The organism is Streptomyces sp. NPDC058678 (assembly GCF_042714835.1).
Classification (GTDB): domain Bacteria; phylum Actinomycetota; class Actinomycetes; order Streptomycetales; family Streptomycetaceae; genus Streptomyces.
On record NZ_JBHXSG010000009.1, the window covers coordinates 86273 to 104689 of the forward strand.

Below are 18417 nucleotides of genomic sequence, written 5' to 3' on the forward strand. Positions count from 1 at the left end.
GATAGTGGCCGTGGCGGCTCCGGTGCCCATCCGTGCTCAGTCCGCGCCGGGCGTGTCACTCATGGTCCTCAACTGGTCCTCAACGTGCCCGCCGCACATGAAACGGACAAGACGGACTTGGTCGCGTGGGCGGCGTGGCCAAGACAGGGCTCGTCAGGTGCCGATCCTTGCGGCGATGATTGGTGCGAGACGGTCGGCGATGACCCGGTGGCCCTGGTCGTTGGGGTGCACCGAGTCCGTGAGGTCGCCGGAGCTCAGCCAGCCCGTGGTGTCGACGAAGGAGACCCGGGAGTCGCCGCCCTGAACCGCCGCGCCGACGGCGGCCTCGGTCTGCGGGACGTACCGTCCGCGGAAGGTCTCCAACGCGAAGATCCAGGCCTGCGGGTAGGCGGCGCGCACCTTGCGCAGCAGGCTGGTGTAGGCCGCCTGGAACTGTGTCGAACTCACCGCGTGTCCGACGTCGTTGGTGCCGAGGTTGATGACGACGGCGTCGGCCCGGTAGCGGGAGAAGCTCCAGTCGGGTGTCGACGCGTTCGGGTTGAGCTTGGTGAACCGCTGCTCCAGGCCCACGCACCCGTCCGCGGCGGCGACGAGGCAGGCGCCGCCCTGGGCGATCTGGGTGTGCTCGGTGTTCAGCCGTTCCCCGATCAGCCAGCCGTAGGCGGTACGGGCGTTCTGCGAGGTCGTCGTGCCCACGGTGATCGAGTCGCCGACGAACTCGATCAGCTTGCCCGGGGCGGGCGGCGCGAAGGTCGTCGCGCCGCTGTCGAGGGCGAGCCCCTGGAAGACGGCGTCACCGCGGTAGGAGCCGGCGACCACCTGGTAGTTGACCTGGAGCGTGTGGCGGCCGGCCGGCAGGGTCGTCGGGGTCAGGTTCACCGTTCCCTTGACGTCGTCGTAGAACTTCACGGGCCCGTCGTCGATCCGCGCCCAGAAGTCGATCGTGTTCCGCTGCTTGAGCTTGACGGTCGTGCCGGTGAAGCCGACGCGGTAGTACGCGCCCGCCCAGTACGGCGTGTAGGCGGTGGTGGAGCTGGTGGTGTCCCAGCGTCCGACGAACTTGATGTTCGGGTCGCCGGGCTGGCCGGGAGCCGCCGCCTTGGTGGACAGGGCCGTGGCGGCGCCGATGACGGGGGCCAGACGGGCCGCGAACTTGGTGTGGCCCGCCTCGTTGGGGTGTCCGTTGCCGTCCTCGTAGTCGGCGCCGTCGGTGAGCCAGCCCGTCGTGTCGACGTAGCGCACCTTCGTGTCACCGGCGGCGGTGCGGGCGCTGACGGCCGCCCTGGTCTCGGTGACGTAGCGCTTCTTCAGGGTCTGCACCGCGAAGAGGGTCGCGTTCGGGTACTTGGCGCGGACGTCCCGCAGGAACGTGGTGTACGCCGACTGGAACGCGGCGCCGGTCACACCGTGCCCGATGTCGTTGGTGCCGAGGTTGATGACGACCGCGCTCGCCTGGTAGCGGGAGAAGTCCCAGTTCGTGCCGCCCGTGCTGGCCAGCCTGAAGAACTGGCTGCTCAGGCCCGTGCACCCGGACTGGGCGACGAGGCAGTAGCCGGAGCGGGCGACCTGCGTGTGCCGCATCCCCAACTGCTCGCCGGTCTTCCAGGCGTACGAGTCGAGCGCCAGCCGGTCGGTGAGGGCTCCGGCGGTGATGGAGTCGCCGACGAACTCGATCAGCCCGGCCGACGTGTTCGGGGCGACCGTGCGGGCGCCGGAGTCCAGGACCAGGCCCTGGAAGGCGGTGTCTCCGGAGCGGTAGGAGATCCGCAGGGTGTGGGTTCCCGAGGGGAGGGGCTGGGGGGTGAGGTTCACCGTGCCGCGCACGCCCGCGTAGAAGACGTCGGGCTTGCCGTCGATGCTCGCGTAGAAGTTAACCGCGTCTCTGGTTTTCACCTTCACCGTGGTGCCGGTGAAGGATGTCTGCACGTAGGCGCCGGTCCAGTTGGCCACGGCCGTCGTGGCCGAGCTGGTGTCCCAGCGTCCGACGTAGGCGATGTTGGGGTCGGACACCGAACCGTCGCCGGGCGCGGCGTGGGCTCGGGTGACGCCGGTCATGGACAGCAGGCAGGCGACGAGTACGGCCGTCAGGGCGGCGGCCAGGGCTCGTGCGGCTGTGCGGGGGGCGGCCGGGTGGGGGGAGGTCTGCATGGGGGTTCCTCTCGCACCGGATGTGGGAGCGCTCCCATGAACCCATCATGCCAAGTACACGTCAAGACATCGCGCAGACTGCTCTCGCCCGGTCGACGGCGGCGGAGTCGTCGGGCCACCCGCAAGGGTGACTTCGGCGTGTCTGGAAGCACCCGGACCACGACGTCCGTAATCGCTGCGCCGGGCTCGTTGTCACGGTCGTGAAGGGACCCGGTGCCGCAGGCGTACTTAAGAGGTCCTTATCGTGAACGGCTAGCATCGCGAGCGCGATTGTCGGCCGGGACGGGGTGAGGACGTGCGGGAACCGAGGATCGGTGTCGCCGTGGTGACCATGGGCAACCGGCCCGCCGAAGTGGACGCGCTGCTGGAGTCCGTGGCCAAGCAGGATCTCGCTCCGGCACGCATCGTGATCGTCGGCAACGGCTGCCGGCTGCCCGACTTCGGCGCGCGGCTCTCTCTGCCCGGCGAGGTCACCACCATCGACGTCGAGGAGAACCTCGGCTGCCCCGGCGGACGGAACGTGGCGCTGGCGCGACTGCGCGAGTTCGGGGACGTCGACGTCGTCGTGGAACTCGACGACGACGGGCTCCTCGTCGACGCCGACGTGCTGCGCCGCGTGGCGGAACTGTTCGCCGCCGACCCGCGCCTCGGCATCGTCGGCTTCCGCATCGCCGACGAGAACGGGGAGACCCAGCAGCGGCACGTCCCCCGCGTCGGCTCCGCCGATCCGATGCACGGCGGGTACGTCACCGGGTTCCTCGGCGGCGGACACGCCTTCCGCATGGCGATGCTCGCCGAGATCGGCGACTGGCCCGCCGAGTTCTTCTTCGCCCACGAGGAGACCGACCTGGCCTGGCGGGCCGCCGACGGCGGCTGGCGGATCCTGTACGCCCCCGAGCTGCTGCTCCAGCACCCGAAGACCTCGCCCGCCCGGCACGCCATCTACTACCGGGTGAACGCCCGCAACCGCGTGTGGCTGGTCCGCCGCCGGCTGCCGCTCGCGCTGATCCCCGTGCACCTGGGTGTGTGGACGCTGCTCACGCTGCTGCGGGTGCGGTCGGCGGCCGGACTGCGCGCCTGGTTCGGCGGATTCCTCGAAGGCGTACGGGAACCTGCCGGCGAACGTCGGCCGATGCGCTGGCGGACGGTCTGGCAGCTCAGCCGACTGGGACGGCCCCCGGTCATCTGACGCCGGTCGGACGGGGTTGCGCCCGGGGCACGACACACGGCGCCCACCGGGGCCGGTCACCGCCGGGCCCGTCGTCGCCTGGGCCCGTGACCGCCGGGCGCCCCGATCGCCGGGGCTCGTCACCGCGGGGCCCGCGACTACTGAACGCCGCGCCCGCCTGGGCCCGTGACCGCCGGGGCCGTGCTCGCGAGGCCCCGTGCCCGCCAGGCCCCGTCACCGCGGGGACCGCGATCGCCGGGGCCCGCCACCGTCGAGGCTCCCGCCCGCGAGGCCCCGTGCCCGCCAGGCCCCGTCCCCACCGAGGGCGGTCGCCGCTGGGGCCCGCCACCGTCGAGGCGCGTCGCCGCCTGGGCCTGTCACCGCTTGGGCCCGCGATCACCGATCGCCGCGACCGCCGACGCCCCGCACAGCCGAGCGGTGCGGCGCCGAGCCCGCGGCCGCCGGGGCTGGTCACCGCCCTCGGCCCGCCACCGTCCAGGCCGCCTCCGTTGAGCGCCGCGATCCCAGACCGCCCGCGACCGCTGAGGTCCCGCCACCGTCCAGGCCGTCACGGCCGGGGTCCGCCTCCACCGAGACCCGCGACCGTAGAGGCCCACCAAGAGCCGTCGATCACTTGGCGTCCGCATAGCACTCCACCACCGCCGTGGTGAACGGAAACCGCACCGGCGTCTCGCCGAAGGTCAGCCGACCCGCCAGGTCCGATGCCTCCCGGATCGCGGTCACGACCGTCTCGGCCTCCGCCTCGGGACAGTGCACGATCACCTCGTCGTGCTGGAAGAAGACCAGCTCGGCCGCCATGCCCGCGCAGGCCTGCCGCAGCGCGGCGAGGAGCAGCAGCGTCCAGTCGGCGGCGCTGCCCTGGACGACGAAGTTGCGGGCGAATCGGCCCCGGGCGCGGGCGTTGCTGGAGGCGTACCCGGGCACCCACTGCCGGTCCCCATCGGACTCGTCCTCCGCGAGGGGGATGCCGGCCTCCTCGGAGGCGTCGTCGCCCGTTCTCGCCGCCGGTGGGCAGGTCCGGCCGAGCCAGGTGCGTACGAGCCGCCCCTCCTCGCCCGCGCGGGCGGCGTCGTCGACGTACGCCACCGCCTTGGGGAAGCGGCGTCTGAGGGCGGCGAGGTTCTTGAGGCCGTCGCCGGAGGTCTGGCCGTAGACCGCGCCGAGCACGGCGAGTTTGGCCTGGGCGCGGTCGCCGGAGAAGGCGCGCTCGGAGACGGACTGGTACAGGTCGCTCTCCCGGCCGGCCACCTCCATCAGGCCGGGGTCACGGGAGATCGCCGCGAGGACGCGCGGCTCCATCTGGTCGGCGTCGGCGACGACGAGCCGCCAGCCGGGGTCGGCGACCACGGCTCGCCGGATGACCTTCGGGATCTGGAGCGCACCCCCGCCGTTGGTCACCCAGCGGCCGGTGACCGTCCCGCCCGCCTGGAACTCGGGCCGGAAGCGGCCCTCGCGCACCCAGTCCTGCAGCCAGGACCAGCCGTGCGCGACCCAGATGCGGTACAGCTTCTTGTACTCGATCAACGGTTTCACGGCCGGATGGTCGACCGACTCGATCTCCCAGCGCCGGGTCGACTTCAGCTTGATGCCGTCCTGCGCGAACGCCTTGACGACGTCGGCGGGCAGGTCGGGGCGGACCCGGCGGCCGAAGGCGGTGGACACCTCGTCGGCGAGTTCGGCCAGGCGGCGGGGTTCACCACCGCCCGCGTACCGATCGCCGAGCAGTTCGTGCAGCATCCGGCGGTGCACCTCGGCGCTCCACGGCAGTCCGGCCCGGTTCATCTCGGCGGCCACCAGCATCCCCGCCGACTCGGCCGCCGTCAGCAGCCGCATCCGGTCCGGGTGCGCGGTGGCGTCGTGCCGGCGCTGCTGCTCGGCGTACACCTCTACGAGGTCCGTCAGCGGCAGGTGCACGTACTGCGGCTCGAAGAGAGGGGACTGCGAGCCCGGTTCGGCGGAACGCTGCGGCGGATCCGGCGGTACCGGGCCGCCGCGCAGCCGGGCCAGGGCGGCGGCCGCCGAGCGCGGTTCGCCGGAGCGCCCCTCGTGGCCCAGCAGGAGCGTCTCCGCGTCCTCGACGTCGTAGCACCGCTCCACTCGCACCCCCGTGGCGAGCAGACGCGGATACGTCTCGGCCGTCGACCGCCACACCCAGCGCGGGACGTCCGGCAGGCTCCGGACCGCCTCGGCGGGGTCCGCCGCCCGTCGCACCGGCCCGGCGAGCAGCCCGCCGGGGCCGAGGGGGGCGATCTCCACGCCACCGTCCTCGGCCGGCGCGAGAGCCCACCGGTCGGCCATGACTGCGAGTGTGGCAGGAGGGTCTGACAACGGCCTCCGACCTGCTCGGACCGGTCCGGCCCTGCTCAGTCCTGCTCGTCGAGCTTCCCCTTGATCGTGGCGAGCGCGGCGGTGACGTTCTCCTCCGCCGCCTCCTTGGTGATTCCGAGGCCCGAGAGCACGCCCTGGCCGTTCTCGAACTCCAGCAGGGCCAGCAGGATGTGCTCGGTGCCGATGTAGTTGTGGCCGAGGCGGAGGGCCTCGCGGAAGGTGAGCTCCAGGACCTTCTTGGCGTCGGAGCCGTAGGGGACGAGTTCCGGGACGTCCTCGGCCGCAGGCGGCAGTGCGGCGGTGGCTGCCTGGCGTACGGAGTCCAGGAGGATGTCCTGCGCGGTGATCGCCTTGGCGGCCAGGCCCTCCGGTTCGGCCAGCAGGCCGAGGACCAGGTGCTCGGGGCGGCCCTCGGCGTTGCGGGCCGCGATGGCCTCGTTGTGGGCGGCCATCACCACGTTGCGGGCGCGTGGCGTGTAGCGGCCGAAGCCCTGGCTGGGATCGAGGTCCGCGGTCTCCTTGGGCACGAACCGCTTCTGTGCCGCCTGCCGGGTCACGCCCATGCTCTTGCCGATCTCGGTCCAGGACGCGCCCGAGCGCCGGGCCTGGTCCACGAAGTGACCGATGAGGTGATCGGCCACCTCGCCGAGATGGTCGGCGGCGATCACCGCGTCCTGGAGCTGGTCGAGGGCGTCCGTGTGGACCTTCTTGATGGCCGCGATGAGGTCGTCGAGGCGTACGGATGACGTGATGTTCGGGTTCGTCGTCATGCGTCAACCGTAGGTTGACAGGGAGGTGGTGTCAACCTCAGGTTGACACTACTTCGGCGTCGCCACGAGCCGGACCGCCAGCCCCGCGAAGACCGTCCCGGAGAGGACGTTCAGCCCCCGGTTCAGCCGCGCACTGCGGCGCAGCACCGACGCCAGTCGCCCCGAGAGCAGGCCCACGAAGCCGTCCCACAGGAAGCCCATCACCACGATCGTGAAGCCGAGCAGCAGGAACTGACCCTGGACGTGCCCCAGCGACGGATCCACGAACTGCGGCAGGAACGCCACGTTGAAGAGGATCACCTTGGGGTTCAGCAGATTGGTCGCCGCGCCCTGCCAGAAGGCCCGCCGCAGTCCCGAACCGGCCCCCGCGGCCCCCTCCTCGCCCGGCACCGACCGGTCCCGGAACGCCTTCACCGCCAGGTAGAGCAGATAGGCCGCGCCCACCCAGCGCAGCACGTGATAGAGCGTCGGCAGCGTCAGGAAGAGCGCCGACAGGCCGAGCGCCGCGGCCACCGTGTGCACGAGCATGGCGCAGGCCACGCCGAACGCGGCCATCACCCCGGCTGTGGGCCCACCCCGGCCGCCCATCGCCACGATGAACATCATGTCGGGACCGGGCGTGACGCAGAGCGCGAAGGCGGCGACGAGGAAGGCCGCGTAGAGAGACATGTCCACCATGCGGCCATGCTCGAAGCCCGGACACACGGCGGCGATCGAGTTTCGGGGGATGAGACGATCGCCCGGTGACCAGCACCGTCGAACGCGCCTTCCAGGCCGCCCTCTACGCCGACACCGACTCCGCCCTGGACACCGGCGCCTCCCTCCTCGCGGCCGATCCCGCGGCGGACGCCGAACTCGACCGGCGGGGCCAGGAGTTCGTGGCGACGGCCTGGCGGCGCGGCTGGCAGCCCGCCGACGTCGTACGGATCGTGCGGCGCGAGCTGGACGACCTGCACGCGCGCGTGCTGTCCGTGCTGATCCGCTCCCAGGCGTCGTACGACCGTCCCCGTGGCCCCCGCTGGACGGCGCAGCTCGACGAACTGGCCGCCGAAGCCGCCGAGGCGCCGTCCCGCACGGACCGCTTCTCCTACGCCACCACCGTCCTGGAGCTGTACCGCCTCCTGCTGAGCCTGCCAGGCATCGAGCCCCTGGAGGAGCCCGCCGCCCGGCACCACCCCACATCCGACTCCCGCATGCTCACCCGTATCCGCGCCCTCCTCGCCAAGGCGGAGGCGACCGGTTTCCCGGAGGAGGCCGAAGCGCTCAGCGCCAAGGCGCAGGAGCTGATGGCCCGGCACAGCGTGGACGAGGCGCTGCTCGCGGCCGGGGCGCCTGCGGCCGACGCGCCCGGCGCCTGCCGGGTCGGTGTCGAGCCGCCGTACGAGCAGGCCAAGGCGGTGCTGCTGGACGCGGTCGCCGCGGCCAACCACTGCCGGGCCGTGTGGAACGAGCCCCTCGGCTTCTCCACCGTCGTCGGGTTCGAACCGGACCTGGAGGTGGTCGAGCTGCTCTACACCTCACTGCTCGTCCAGGCCCAGTCCGCGATGGCGAAGGCGGAGGCGGCCCAGCGCGCGGGCGGCCGCAGGCGGACCAAGACCTTCCGGCAGTCCTTCCTCGCGGCCTACGCCCACCGCGTCGGCACCCGCCTGGCCGCGGCCGCCGGCACGCAGGTGAGCGACGACCTGCTCCCGGTCCTCGCCACCCGCGAGGTCGCCGTCACCGACCGCATGGACCGCATGTTCCCGGAGACCACCACCACCCGCCTGCGCGGCGTCAGCGACGAGGCGGGCTGGACAGAGGGCTCGCAGGCGGCCGACCGTGCCCAGGTACGGGCGCGCCGGCCGCTCGGCTGAACCGGCCTCGCGCCGGTCTGCCAGGTCAGTCGCCGACCTGCTGGAGCCCGCTCACCGAGGCGTCGAGCTCGCGCCCGTAGCTCTTGAGCGCGAGGTCTCCGTATTACTGACCCGGCCTCGCACCGTCCGCCAGGTCAGTCGCCGCCTGCTGGAACCGCTCGGCGAGGCGTTGAGTTGACGTCCGTAGCTCTTGAGCGCGACGTCGCCGTACGACTGACTTGGCCTCGCATCTGTCGGCAGGGTCAGTCGAACCCGGCCTCGCGCCGGTCTGCCAGGTCAGTCGCCGACCTGCTGGAACCCGCTCACCGAGGCGTCGAGCTCGCTCCCGCCGCTCTTGAACGCGACGTCGCCGTACGACCAGGTGAAGCCGTGCGTGGCCGTGGCCCCGGGCAGGCTGAACTTTCCGGTCTTCGCGGCCAGGCTCTTCGCACCGCCGGACTCGCCCCGGACATAGGTGATGGTGAAGGACAGGGCCTGGTCCTTCGCGAGGGTCAGCTTCTGGGAGGAGTCGGCGGCCGGGTCCGCGGGGACGTTCTTCGAGGTGTCGCCCGCGGAGAGGTCGACGGTGGGGAGGCCGTCGAGCGTGCAGGCGGCGCCGCTGTTGGTGATCGTGACGGGGACGCTGCCGGTGTCCCCGGCGGCAGGGGCGGCGTTGGCGGGACCGACCTCGACGGCCACCTCGTCGATCTTGCAGGCGGTGCTGCCCTGACTGGTCTTCGTGTCGTCCTTTTCACTGCCGCTGCCGCCGTCGTCACCGCAGGCGGTGAGGAGGAGGGCGGCGGCGAGGGCGGTGACGGCGAGGGCGGGGGCGGTGCGCATGAGGGTCCTCTGGGGAGTGTGATGCCGATGGTCCGGTGCATGGATCATCACGCATGAGAACCGTGGAGCGGTTGCCCGCCCCTCCGGGAGACGGCGGTCAGGACCCCAGGCTCGCCGTCGGCAGGTCGCTCGGCAACTGTCCGCCCTCCGACCTGGTGTACGTCTCCTTGCCGAGACCGCTCTTCCAGGTCACCTCGAGCGTCGACTCGCCGATCGAGTCCACCGTCCCCTCGGCCCGGTCCTTGCTGCCGTCCGAGCACGTGAGGCGGATCATCTCCGCTCCCGACTCCTTGCCGGCGGTGCCGCTGCACACGGCACCGCCGGTCGCGAAGAGCCCGGCCTTGGTGCCGGTGACGACCAGCGCCACGGCGTCGCCGTCGGTGGTGGCGAGCCAGCTGCCCTCCAGGCCGTCGGACGCGACCGTGGCGCCCTCGCTGCCGCCGCTCGTGCCGCCGGTGTCCGCGCTCGCGCTCGCGGTCGTGCTGGGTTCGGCGGAGCTCTCCTCGCCGGAGCCGCCGTCACCGCTGCACGCGGTCAGCGTGAGCACACCGGCCAGGGACGCGGCAGCCGCCGCGCTCCGCATCCACCGCCGCGCCGCGGTACGCGAGAAGGTCGCAGAAGTCACTGGAAGCTCCCAAGCTGTAGCCGGTCGCCCCGCCGGCCGGGACGGCCGGACGGACCGCAGCAAGCTACCAGTGCGTAACGGGGCCTACCAGGACGACTTGCGAACGCCCGGCAGGTACCCCGCGTGCGCCTGCTCACGCAGACCCACCCGGGACAGCCCGAAGGCACGGAAGTAGCCGCGGGGCCGCCCGTCCACCTGGTCGCGGTTGCGTACCCGCGTGGCGCTGGCGTCCCGCGGCTGCCGGCGCAACTCCCGCTGCGCGTCCAGCCGTTCCGCCTCCGTCGAGGACGGCCGCCGGATGATCTCCTTCAGCTCGGCCCGGCGAGCGGCGTACCGCGCGACGATCTCCTGCCGCTGCTCGTTCCTCGCGATCTTGCTCTTCTTCGCCATCAGACCTTCACTCCTCGGGCCCGGATCCGGGCCACGGCCGCTTCGACGCCGATCGTGTCGACGGTCTTGATTCCCTTGGTGCTCAGCCGCAGCCGTACGTGCCGGCCCTCGCTCGGCAGCCAGTAGCGCTTGGACTGGATGTTCGGGTCGAAGCGCCGCGAGGTGCGCCGGTGGGAGTGGGAGATGCGGTTGCCGAAACCGGGCCGGGCGCCGGTCAGCATGCAGTGGGCGGACACGGGTGATGCACCTCTCTCGAAGCGGTGATGTAAATGGAATTCATTTTCAGTAAGGTACCAGCATGGCTCGCAACGAACTCCGCCCGGTCATCAAGCTCCGGTCCACCGCCGGGACCGGTTTCACCTATGTGACCCGCAAGAACCGCCGCAACGACCCGGACCGCATGACCCTGCGCAAGTACGACCCGGTCGTCGGCCGCCACGTCGACTTCCGAGAGGAGCGCTGACCACCGCCATGCGCAACGGAATCCACCCCCAGTACGGTCCCGTCGTCTTCCGTGACCGGGCCGCGAACTACGCCTTCCTCACCCGCTCGACCATGACCAGCGAGAAAACGGTCGAGTGGGAGGACGGCAACACCTACCCGGTCGTCGACGTCGAGATCTCGAACGTCAGCCACCCCTTCTACACGGGCACCGCCCGCGTCCTGGACACCGCCGGACGCGTCGAGCGCTTCGAGCGCCGGTACGGAAAGCAGGGTTAGGAAGGTGGCTGTGCCTTCTGCGCTCCCCGTCGTGATCGTCGGCGGGCTGCACGCCGACGCCCGCCAGGCGGCCGTCGACCAGCTGCTCGCCGACGTGCCCGGCAGCGTCGTACTCCACCACGACCTGGCCACCGCCGCGGCCGGCACCGTCGTACGGACCATCCGCGACGCCTCCGGCATCCTGTCCGCCGGCGAGGCGCCGCTCGTCAACGACTGTGCGTGCTGTGCGCTCCGGGAAGACCTGGTGCCGGAGCTGCGCCGGCTCGCGGAGGCAGGTCTGACGCGCCTCGCGGTCGTCGAACTGTGGGACTCCGTCGAGCCCAAGGCCATGGCCGAGGTGGTCACGTCCGGCGGGCTCACCGTCACCGGCGTGATCACCGCCGTCGACCCGGCGCTCGTCCTGCCGTACCTCGCCAACGGCGACGACCTGGCCGAGCGCGGCCTCGCCGCCGCGGCCACCGACCAGCGGACGGTCGCCGACACGTTCGCACGGCAGCTGGAGTACGCCCCCGTCCTCGCCCTCGCCGACTCCCCGGAGGCCGACGACGAGGACCGGGAGCTGCTGGCCCAGCTGCATCCGACGGCCCGTCAGGTCGTGCTGGGCCACGGCGACCCGGCGGGCGCTCAAGGGGAGCTCGCCCGCGCCGCCCTCGCCGGCTTCGACGTGGAAGCCGCCGCGGCCGCCCAGCACCCCGCCTGCGCCCTGCTGCCCGCCGAGGCCGACGCGCACGGGGTCGCCACCCTCGTCTGGCACCGGCGCCGCCCCTTCCACCCGGAGCGCCTGTACGAAGCACTGGAGGACATCACCTGCGCCGCGGCCCGCAGCCGGGGCCGGTTCTGGCTCGCCGACAAGCCGGACTCGCTGCTGCACTGGGACGCGGCCGGCGGGGCGCTGTGCGTGGAGAGCGTCGGCCCCTGGCTCGCCTCCCTGCCGGACGCGGCCTGGGAGATGGTCCCTCCGGTGCGCCGCGCCGCCGCCGCTCTGGACTGGCACCCCGAACACGGCGACTGCTGCCAGCACCTCGTCTTCACGTCCCCGGGCCTCGACCGCCACGGACTCGAGGCGCTGCTGGAGTCCTGCCTGCTGACCGACGCCGAGTACGCCGCCGGGCGCGACGCCTGGAAGCGCCTGCCGCCCGCCTTCGACACCTTCCTGGAGGTCTGACCCGCCATGCCGCCCCGCAAGATGGACCGCAAGCCCGCCAAGAACCGGCCGAATCCGCTCGACCAGGCCGACATCACGTACGTCGACTACAAGGACACCGATCTGCTGCGGAAGTTCATCTCCGACCGAGGCAAGATCCGCAGCCGTCGGGTCACCCGCGTCACCGCCCAGCAGCAGCGACAGCTGGCCCGCGCGATCAAGAACGCGCGGGAGATGGCACTCTTGCCGTACTCCAGCCGCTGACGTCTGCTTGCCGGCACCGCTCCACCACCCACGGCCGGGCGGCGGCCCATTTCCGGCCAACGCCCGGCCGATGGAACACGAATGCCGCGGGATGCGTCTCTTTCTAAGGCAGGCCTTGGCGCATGTTCCAAGACAAGCCTCGGCGCACGCGGCATCGGCAGGACGTCCGTCAGAGCTGTAATCGCAGGAACACCCCGCGTGCACGTGCATCTGCAGATGCATCCGCCCATGCGTCTGCACATGAACAGGGCTATGATCCGGGTCAAGTTGACCACTGCATCAATGGCCTCACCAGCCAGTGCACCACCGGGGAGCGACCTGTGGACCACGACGTGTACGACGTTGAAGACGCGTCCGGCGTGTACAACGGCATGCCGGCCCCCCGACTGGACGGCGCGGCCTGGCAGAAGAGCCGGCACAGCAACTCGCAGGGCTCCTGCGTGGAGTTCGCCCGTCTTCCCGGGGGCGAGGTGGCCGTACGCAACTCCCGCTTCCCCGAGGGCCCGGCGCTCGTGTACACCCGCGCCGAGATCGAGGCGATGCTGCTCGGCATCAAGGACGGCGAGTTCGACCACCTGATAGCGAGCTGAAGCGGGCCGCGCCGGACCGTAATGTCTCGGTTGCACCCCGTAACGCGCGTAGACAACCGGCGTCAGAAAACGCCTCGGTGCGTCACTCGTGAGACGGCGGCTGGGGGAGCCGGAACAGTGCCCAGACCACCTTGCCGCCGAGCGTGCCCGCCAGCGGGTGCCAGCCCCAGCTGTCGCTGAAGGAGTCGACGAGGAACAGTCCGCGGCCGGACTCCGCCGAGAAGTCGTCGGTCTCGCGGGCGACGGGACTGTCCTGGCTGGGGTCGCGCACCGCGCACACCAGCCGCTCGGTCCACCGCATCAGGTGCAGCCGCACGGGCGGGCTCTGCTCGGGTACGCGCGGGGTGTTGGCCGGCAGCGCGTGCCGCAGCGCGTTCGTCACCAGTTCGGAGACGACCAGGCAGACATCGTCGAAACGCTCGCCCAGCTCCCACCCGTCCAGCGTCCTGCGGGTGAACTTCCGTGCCTCGCGCACCGCTTCGTAGCGGGCGGGCAGAGCACAGGAGGCGGCGCTGGACACAGCCGCGGGGTCCAGCGGCGGAAGGCCCTGCCGTAACGGCTCGAGCATGGTCGATCCATTCGTCCCCATGCGAGGCACTCCCGGGAGTTCGCGGTCGTTGCGATGCAGCGGTTGCGCGGGACCATGGTTTCGGATGCGTACAGCAGATGCAAGGGCAGATGCACGTGCAGGTGACCGAATTGGACCCTCCCGTACCGCTTGTTGGCCAATTTTTCCGCCATCTTCTCCCCCTCTTCTTGCCCAGTCCTTCCCAGAACCTGTCCATCCGCTGTGTGGATGAAGTGACTTCTTTCCATCTCTGTAATCGGACGAGTACTGCTCGGAGTGTTTTAGTGGCAGACTTCGGCCCCTGAAGACGGTTGGGGAGGCTGACGAACGTGAGCGCGGGAGAGCCCGGATCGGTGGTGCGGCGGATGCTGCTCGGCTCGCAACTCAGGCGACTGCGTGAGGCGCGCGGGATCACCCGTGAGGCCGCGGGTTACTCGATCCGCGCCTCCGAGTCGAAGATCAGCCGGATGGAGTTGGGCCGGGTGAGCTTCAAGACACGGGACGTGGAGGACCTGCTGACGCTGTACGGCATCACGGACGAGGCGGAACGCAACTCGCTGCTCTCCCTCGCCAAGGAGGCCAACGTCGCGGGCTGGTGGCACAGTTACTCGGACGTGCTGCCGAGCTGGTTCCCCACCTACGTCGGCCTGGAGGGCGCGGCGTCCCTGATCCGCGCGTACGAGGTCCAGTTCGTGCACGGCCTGTTGCAGACCGAGGCGTACGCGCGCGCGGTCGTCCGGCGCGGCATGAAGGGCGCGAGCGCGGAAGACGTCGAGCGGCGCGTGGCACTGCGTCTGGAGCGGCAGAAGTACCTCCTCGATGACGCCGCCCCCGAGTACCACATCGTCCTGGACGAGGCCGCCCTGCGCCGCCCGTACGGCGACCGCGAGGTGATGCGTGGCCAGTTCCAGCACCTGATCGAGATCTCCGAACGCCCCAACGTCCGGCTGCAGATAATGCCGTTCGGCTTCGGCGGACACTCCGGCGAGAGTGGCGCGTTCACGATCCTCTCGTTCCCGGAGTCCGACCTGTCCGACGTCGTGTACCTGGAGCAGCTCACCAGCGCGCTGTACCTGGACAAGCACGAGGACGTCGCCCAGTACGAGAAGGCGCTGAAGGAACTCCAGCAGGACAGCCCCGGCCCGGACGAGAGCCGGGATCTCCTCCGGGGTCTCCTCCAGCTCTCCTAGGGATCCAGGCCGGCTTTCCCGGTCTCCTCCGGCGGCTTTCCCGGGGTTCTCCCCAGAAGATTGCTCTCCGTCCCCAACTCGCTTGCGGCGCAAGTACGATGACGTGTGATCAGACCGTGACGTTGATCGTGTGTCTGCTAGTGATTTGGGGATCACATGTCGTCCTACTTCACCGACCTGGCTCAGCAGTACATCGACGGTGAGTGGCGCCCGGGCACCGGTTCCTGGGACATCATCGACTTCAATCCGTTCGACGACGAGAAGCTGGCGTCGATCACCATAGCCACGGTCGACGAGGTCGACGAGGCGTACCAGGCGGCCGCCCGTGCCCAGAAGGAATGGGCGGCGACCAACCCGTACGCCCGTCGCGGGGTCTTCGAGAAGGCACTCCGGCTCATCGAGGAGCGCGAGCAGGAGATCGCCGAGGTGATCATCGCCGAGCTCGGCGGCACCCGGCTGAAGGCCGGCTTCGAACTGCACCTCGCCAAGGAGTTCCTGCGCGAGTCGATCAATCTTGCGCTGCGTCCCGAGGGCCGGATCCTCCCGTCGCCGGTCGACGGCAAGGAGAACCGCCTCTACCGCGTCCCGGTCGGCGTCGTGGGTGTGATCAGCCCCTTCAACTTCCCGTTCCTGCTGTCGATCAAGTCGGTCGCCCCGGCGCTCGCCCTCGGCAACGGCGTCGTCCTCAAGCCGCACCAGAACACGCCGATCGTCGGCGGCTCCCTGGTCGCGAAGATCTTCGAGGACGCGGGCCTGCCCGGCGGTCTGCTGAACGTCGTCATCACGGACATCGCGGAGATCGGGGACGCCTTCATCGAGCACCCGGTCCCCAAGGTCATCTCCTTCACCGGCTCGGACAAGGTCGGCCGGCACGTCGCCACCGTCTGCGCCGCCAACTTCAAGCGCTCGGTCCTCGAACTGGGCGGCAACAGCGCGCTGGTGGTCCTCGACGACGCCGACATCGACTACGCGGTCGACGCGGCCGTGTTCAGCCGGTACGTCCACCAGGGCCAGGTCTGCATGGCCGCGAACCGTGTCCTCGTGGACCGTTCGGTCGCCGAGGAGTTCACCGAGAAGTTCGTCGCCAAGGTCAAGACCCTCAAGGTCGGTGACCCGCGCGACCCCGAGACCGTCATCGGTCCGGTCATCAACTCCTCCCAGGCGGACGCCCTTTCCGCCGTCGTCGAGCAGGCGATCGCCGAGGGCGCCACGGCGCTCGTGCACGGCACCACGACCGACAACCTGGTCGAGCCGTCCGTCCTCACCGACCTCCCCGCCGACTCCGCCCTGCTCCGGCAGGAGGTCTTCGGCCCGGTCGCCTTCCTCATCCCCTTCGAGGGCGAGGAGGAGGCCGTACGCATCGTCAACGACACCCCGTACGGCCTGAGCGGCGCCGTCCACACCGGTGACATCGAGCGCGGCGTGAACTTCGCCAAGCAGATCGACACCGGCATGTTCCACGTGAACGACGGCACCGTGCACGACGAGCCGCTCGTCCCCTTCGGTGGCGAGAAGCACTCCGGCATCGGCCGCCTGAACGGCGACACGTCGGCGGACTCGTTCACCACGCTGAAGTGGATCTCGGTGCAGCACGGGCGGAGCGGGTTCCCGTTCTGAGAACTGACGCTCCGCCGAGGCTGCCGCCCCGCCCGAGGCCGCCGCTCTGTCCGAGGCTGCCTGCAACTGAGGGCCGGCGTCTTGTCCGCAGGACAGCCACGGCCGAGTCGGCGACCGGGTCATGCGGCCCGCGTCGCCGGCTTCGTCGCTCAGGGCCGGCCGGCCTCAGGTGACGGCCCTGGCGATGACGTAGGCGACCAGGGCGGCCAGCGTCAGGGAGCCCGGGACGAGGAGCAGCCGGCGTCCCGTGCGGCGGGGCGGCGGCTTCAGCCGCTTGGCGAACGCTGCGAGCGAGCCGGCGGTGATGACGGTCAGACCGCCCAGGGCGAGGGCCGACCAGCCGGCGACCGCGGCGGGGCCCACGGTCTCCAGTGAGCCCAGGGGCATTACTTGGACCGGGGTCGCCCGGTCCAGCGTCAACTGCGCGCTTATGGAGGCGTACCGTGACGGCCGGCGCGGGGCGACCAGGTTGCCGGCGCAGGCGACGTGGCGGTTCTTGCCGGTCCCGGTCACCGCGCAACTCGTGGCGGTGAAGACGGCGCGGTGCCCCACCAGGCCGACGGCCCCGGCCAGCATGTAGCCGCCGCCGAGGAACGGCAGCAGCCCGAAGAACAGGACGAAGAACGCCACGGCGACCGGCGCCCCGAGCGGCGACTCCGATCTGACCAGCCGGGGAGGATTGAGCGGCTTCCTCGGCGCAGCCGGACCCTTGCCCGGCTTCTTCTTGCGCGGGTGCCGCTTCTTCGATCCCTTGCCCACGGTGTCCTCCCCTGCTGGTCTGCCGCCATGATCCTCGCCGAGCGGCGCGCATCGACCGCGGCCCCCGCTTCTCCGCAGCCCTCTCGGCCGATTGCGGACAGAAGCTGACCGCAAGGGTCCGTAGCTTGGTCGGTGTCAGGAGGCCTTCGAGGCCCCGATCCCGACGAAAGGCGGCCGGTCATGGTCACTCACGTTCGCGCGGAAGCCCAGGGCGACGAGCGCGGCGCACTGCTCTCCTTCCTGGCCGAGCAGCGCGGCGGCATCCGGCGGGCACTGCTCGGGCTGACGGACGAGCAGGCCTCGTCGCGCCCCAGCGCCAGCGAGTTGACCCTGGCCGGCCTGCTCAAGCACGTCGCCGAAACCGAGCAGGGCTGGGTGGCCCGCGCCAAGGGCGAGGCGCCGGCGGTGAAGCGCGACGAGTCGAACTGGCACGAGTGCTTCCAGCTGGTGGGTGACGAGAGCGTCGAGTCGCACCTCGCGTACTGGGAGAAGGTCGCCGCCGACACGGAGGCGTTCGTCCGCGCGGTCCCGAGCCTCGACGACACCTTCCCGCTCCCGAACGAGCCCTGGTTCCCCCCGGACGAGGCGGTCTCCGTGCGCTGGCTGGTCCTGCACCTGATCCGCGAGACGGCCCGGCACGCGGGCCATGCCGACATCATCCGCGAGTCCCTGGACGGGGCGAGTGCCTGGGACCTGGTGGCCAAGGAGCAGGGCACCTCCTGGGAGTGACCCCGGCGCGGCCTAATCTGGACCGCATGTCAGCGATCCGTCTCCTCGTGCTCGGCGCCGTGCGCCAGCACGGCCGGGCCCACGGCTACCAGGTGCGCAACGACCTGGAGTACTGGGGCGCGCACGAGTGGTCCAACGCCAAGCCGGGCTCGATCTACCACGCCCTGAAACAGATGGCGAAGCAGGGGCTGCTGCACGCGCACGAGATCGCGCCGTCCACGGCGGGCGGCCCGCCGCGTACGGAGTACGAGATCACCGAGGCCGGCACCGAGGAGTGCTTCAGGCTGGTACGCGAGGCGCTGACCTCGTACGACCAGAAGATGGACGTCAAGTCGGCGGCCATCGGCTTCATGGTCGAGCTGCCGCGCGCCGAGGCCGTGGCGCTCCTGAAGGAGCGGATCCGGCGCATCGAGGAGTGGCGCTCCGGGGTCACCGCGCACTACGTGCCCGAGGACGGCCCGGAGCAGCTCGGCCACATCGGCGAGATCATGAACCTCTGGATCCACACGGCCGACGCGGAGGCCGAGTGGACCCAGGGGCTGATCGCCCGCATCGAGGGCGGCGCCTACACCTTCGCCGGTGAGGGCGAGCCCTTCCTCGGCATCCTGGCGGAGGGGCAGGAGAACCCGTACGCGACGGGGGACCGGCATCCGGGAGATGCAAGCTAATCAAGTTTGACCAATCCGGTTTCGGGCATTACCCTCCTCGTGTAGT

At 71.0% G+C, this 18417-nt stretch carries 21 protein-coding genes; 11 read left to right on the forward strand and 10 right to left on the reverse strand.

What is annotated here, in order from left to right; all coding sequences use genetic code 11:
- Window positions 1–153: 153 nt before the first annotated feature.
- On the reverse strand, window positions 154–2148 hold the full coding sequence (locus ACFWWR_RS11715) for a GDSL-type esterase/lipase family protein (protein ID WP_384303058.1): 1995 nt from the start codon (window positions 2146–2148) through the stop codon (window positions 154–156).
- A gap of 295 nt (window positions 2149–2443) precedes the next feature.
- Here ACFWWR_RS11715 and ACFWWR_RS11720 point away from each other — a divergent pair, with 295 nt between their 5' ends.
- On the forward strand, window positions 2444–3337 hold the full coding sequence (locus ACFWWR_RS11720) for a glycosyltransferase family 2 protein (protein ID WP_384303060.1): 894 nt from the start codon (window positions 2444–2446) through the stop codon (window positions 3335–3337).
- A gap of 609 nt (window positions 3338–3946) precedes the next feature.
- Here ACFWWR_RS11720 and ACFWWR_RS11725 read toward each other — a convergent pair.
- The 3 genes from ACFWWR_RS11725 to ACFWWR_RS11735 form a co-directional block, all read right to left on the reverse strand.
- A complete protein-coding gene (locus ACFWWR_RS11725) occupies window positions 3947–5635 on the reverse strand; it encodes a bifunctional 3'-5' exonuclease/DNA polymerase (RefSeq protein WP_384303062.1) in 1689 nt (562 codons plus the stop codon).
- Between the two features lie 65 nt (window positions 5636–5700).
- Complete coding sequence (locus ACFWWR_RS11730) at window positions 5701–6435, reverse strand: Clp protease N-terminal domain-containing protein (RefSeq protein WP_383864599.1); 735 nt, start codon at window positions 6433–6435, stop codon at window positions 5701–5703.
- 48 nt (window positions 6436–6483) lie between these two features.
- Window positions 6484–7113, reverse strand: coding sequence for a LysE family translocator (locus ACFWWR_RS11735; RefSeq protein ID WP_383864596.1), 630 nt, complete (start codon window positions 7111–7113; stop codon window positions 6484–6486).
- 65 nt (window positions 7114–7178) lie between these two features.
- Between ACFWWR_RS11735 and ACFWWR_RS11740 the strand changes: the two genes are divergently transcribed.
- A complete protein-coding gene (locus ACFWWR_RS11740; RefSeq protein WP_383864594.1) occupies window positions 7179–8288 on the forward strand; it encodes a DUF2786 domain-containing protein in 1110 nt (369 codons plus the stop codon).
- Between the two features lie 276 nt (window positions 8289–8564).
- Here ACFWWR_RS11740 and ACFWWR_RS11745 read toward each other — a convergent pair whose 3' ends face one another.
- The 4 genes from ACFWWR_RS11745 to rpmB form a co-directional block, all read right to left on the reverse strand.
- Window positions 8565–9107, reverse strand: a complete 543-nt coding sequence (locus tag ACFWWR_RS11745) for a DUF4232 domain-containing protein (RefSeq protein WP_384303064.1) — start codon at window positions 9105–9107, stop codon at window positions 8565–8567.
- Between the two features lie 97 nt (window positions 9108–9204).
- Window positions 9205–9732: a hypothetical protein gene (locus ACFWWR_RS11750; protein ID WP_383864588.1), complete on the reverse strand. Its 528-nt coding sequence runs from the start codon at window positions 9730–9732 to the stop codon at window positions 9205–9207.
- An 84-nt stretch (window positions 9733–9816) separates the two neighbouring features.
- Window positions 9817–10122, reverse strand: a complete 306-nt coding sequence (rpsN, locus tag ACFWWR_RS11755) for a 30S ribosomal protein S14 (protein ID WP_383864585.1) — start codon at window positions 10120–10122, stop codon at window positions 9817–9819.
- A complete protein-coding gene (gene rpmB, locus ACFWWR_RS11760) occupies window positions 10122–10358 on the reverse strand; it encodes a 50S ribosomal protein L28 (protein WP_383864582.1) in 237 nt (78 codons plus the stop codon). The genes rpsN and rpmB overlap by 1 nt, the downstream gene beginning before the upstream one ends.
- A 62-nt stretch (window positions 10359–10420) precedes the next feature.
- On the opposite strand from rpmB, the gene rpmG reads away from it, so the two are divergent.
- The 5 genes from rpmG to ACFWWR_RS11785 all read left to right on the forward strand — a co-directional run bounded on the left by rpmG (window position 10421) and on the right by ACFWWR_RS11785 (window position 12840).
- The gene (gene rpmG / locus ACFWWR_RS11765) at window positions 10421–10585 is read left to right on the forward strand and encodes a 50S ribosomal protein L33 (protein ID WP_019753828.1); all 165 of its coding nucleotides are present in this window, start codon (window positions 10421–10423) and stop codon (window positions 10583–10585) included.
- Window positions 10586–10593: 8 nt separating this feature from the next.
- Entirely contained in the window at window positions 10594–10842 is a 249-nt protein-coding gene (locus tag ACFWWR_RS11770; RefSeq protein ID WP_383864578.1) for a type B 50S ribosomal protein L31, read from the forward strand.
- 4 nt (window positions 10843–10846) lie between these two features.
- Window positions 10847–12007 (forward strand): CobW family GTP-binding protein, encoded by a 1161-nt coding sequence (locus tag ACFWWR_RS11775; protein WP_384303066.1) that lies wholly within the window; start codon window positions 10847–10849, stop codon window positions 12005–12007.
- 6 nt (window positions 12008–12013) lie between these two features.
- On the forward strand, window positions 12014–12250 hold the full coding sequence (rpsR, locus tag ACFWWR_RS11780) for a 30S ribosomal protein S18 (protein WP_383864573.1): 237 nt from the start codon (window positions 12014–12016) through the stop codon (window positions 12248–12250).
- A gap of 320 nt (window positions 12251–12570) precedes the next feature.
- Window positions 12571–12840, forward strand: coding sequence for a DUF397 domain-containing protein (locus ACFWWR_RS11785; protein ID WP_383864571.1), 270 nt, complete (start codon window positions 12571–12573; stop codon window positions 12838–12840).
- Window positions 12841–12922: 82 nt separating this feature from the next.
- Here ACFWWR_RS11785 and ACFWWR_RS11790 read toward each other — a convergent pair whose 3' ends face one another.
- Window positions 12923–13408: an ATP-binding protein gene (locus tag ACFWWR_RS11790; RefSeq protein WP_384303068.1), complete on the reverse strand. Its 486-nt coding sequence runs from the start codon at window positions 13406–13408 to the stop codon at window positions 12923–12925.
- Between the two features lie 365 nt (window positions 13409–13773).
- Here ACFWWR_RS11790 and ACFWWR_RS11795 point away from each other — a divergent pair, with 365 nt between their 5' ends.
- Together ACFWWR_RS11795 and ACFWWR_RS11800 are read left to right on the forward strand one after the other, a co-directional pair.
- Window positions 13774–14598 (forward strand): helix-turn-helix domain-containing protein, encoded by an 825-nt coding sequence (locus tag ACFWWR_RS11795; protein ID WP_383864713.1) that lies wholly within the window; start codon window positions 13774–13776, stop codon window positions 14596–14598.
- Between the two features lie 156 nt (window positions 14599–14754).
- Window positions 14755–16215, forward strand: a complete 1461-nt coding sequence (locus ACFWWR_RS11800; protein ID WP_384303070.1) for an aldehyde dehydrogenase family protein — start codon at window positions 14755–14757, stop codon at window positions 16213–16215.
- A 165-nt stretch (window positions 16216–16380) separates the two neighbouring features.
- On the opposite strand, the gene ACFWWR_RS11805 is transcribed toward ACFWWR_RS11800, so the two are convergent.
- Window positions 16381–16974 (reverse strand): hypothetical protein, encoded by a 594-nt coding sequence (locus tag ACFWWR_RS11805; protein ID WP_383864563.1) that lies wholly within the window; start codon window positions 16972–16974, stop codon window positions 16381–16383.
- A gap of 180 nt (window positions 16975–17154) precedes the next feature.
- Between ACFWWR_RS11805 and ACFWWR_RS11810 the strand changes: the two genes are divergently transcribed.
- Both ACFWWR_RS11810 and ACFWWR_RS11815 read left to right on the forward strand, forming a co-directional pair.
- A complete protein-coding gene (locus tag ACFWWR_RS11810) occupies window positions 17155–17703 on the forward strand; it encodes a DinB family protein (protein ID WP_383864560.1) in 549 nt (182 codons plus the stop codon).
- A gap of 26 nt (window positions 17704–17729) precedes the next feature.
- A complete protein-coding gene (locus ACFWWR_RS11815) occupies window positions 17730–18371 on the forward strand; it encodes a PadR family transcriptional regulator (RefSeq protein ID WP_384303072.1) in 642 nt (213 codons plus the stop codon).
- The last annotated feature ends 46 nt before the right edge of the window (window positions 18372–18417 follow it).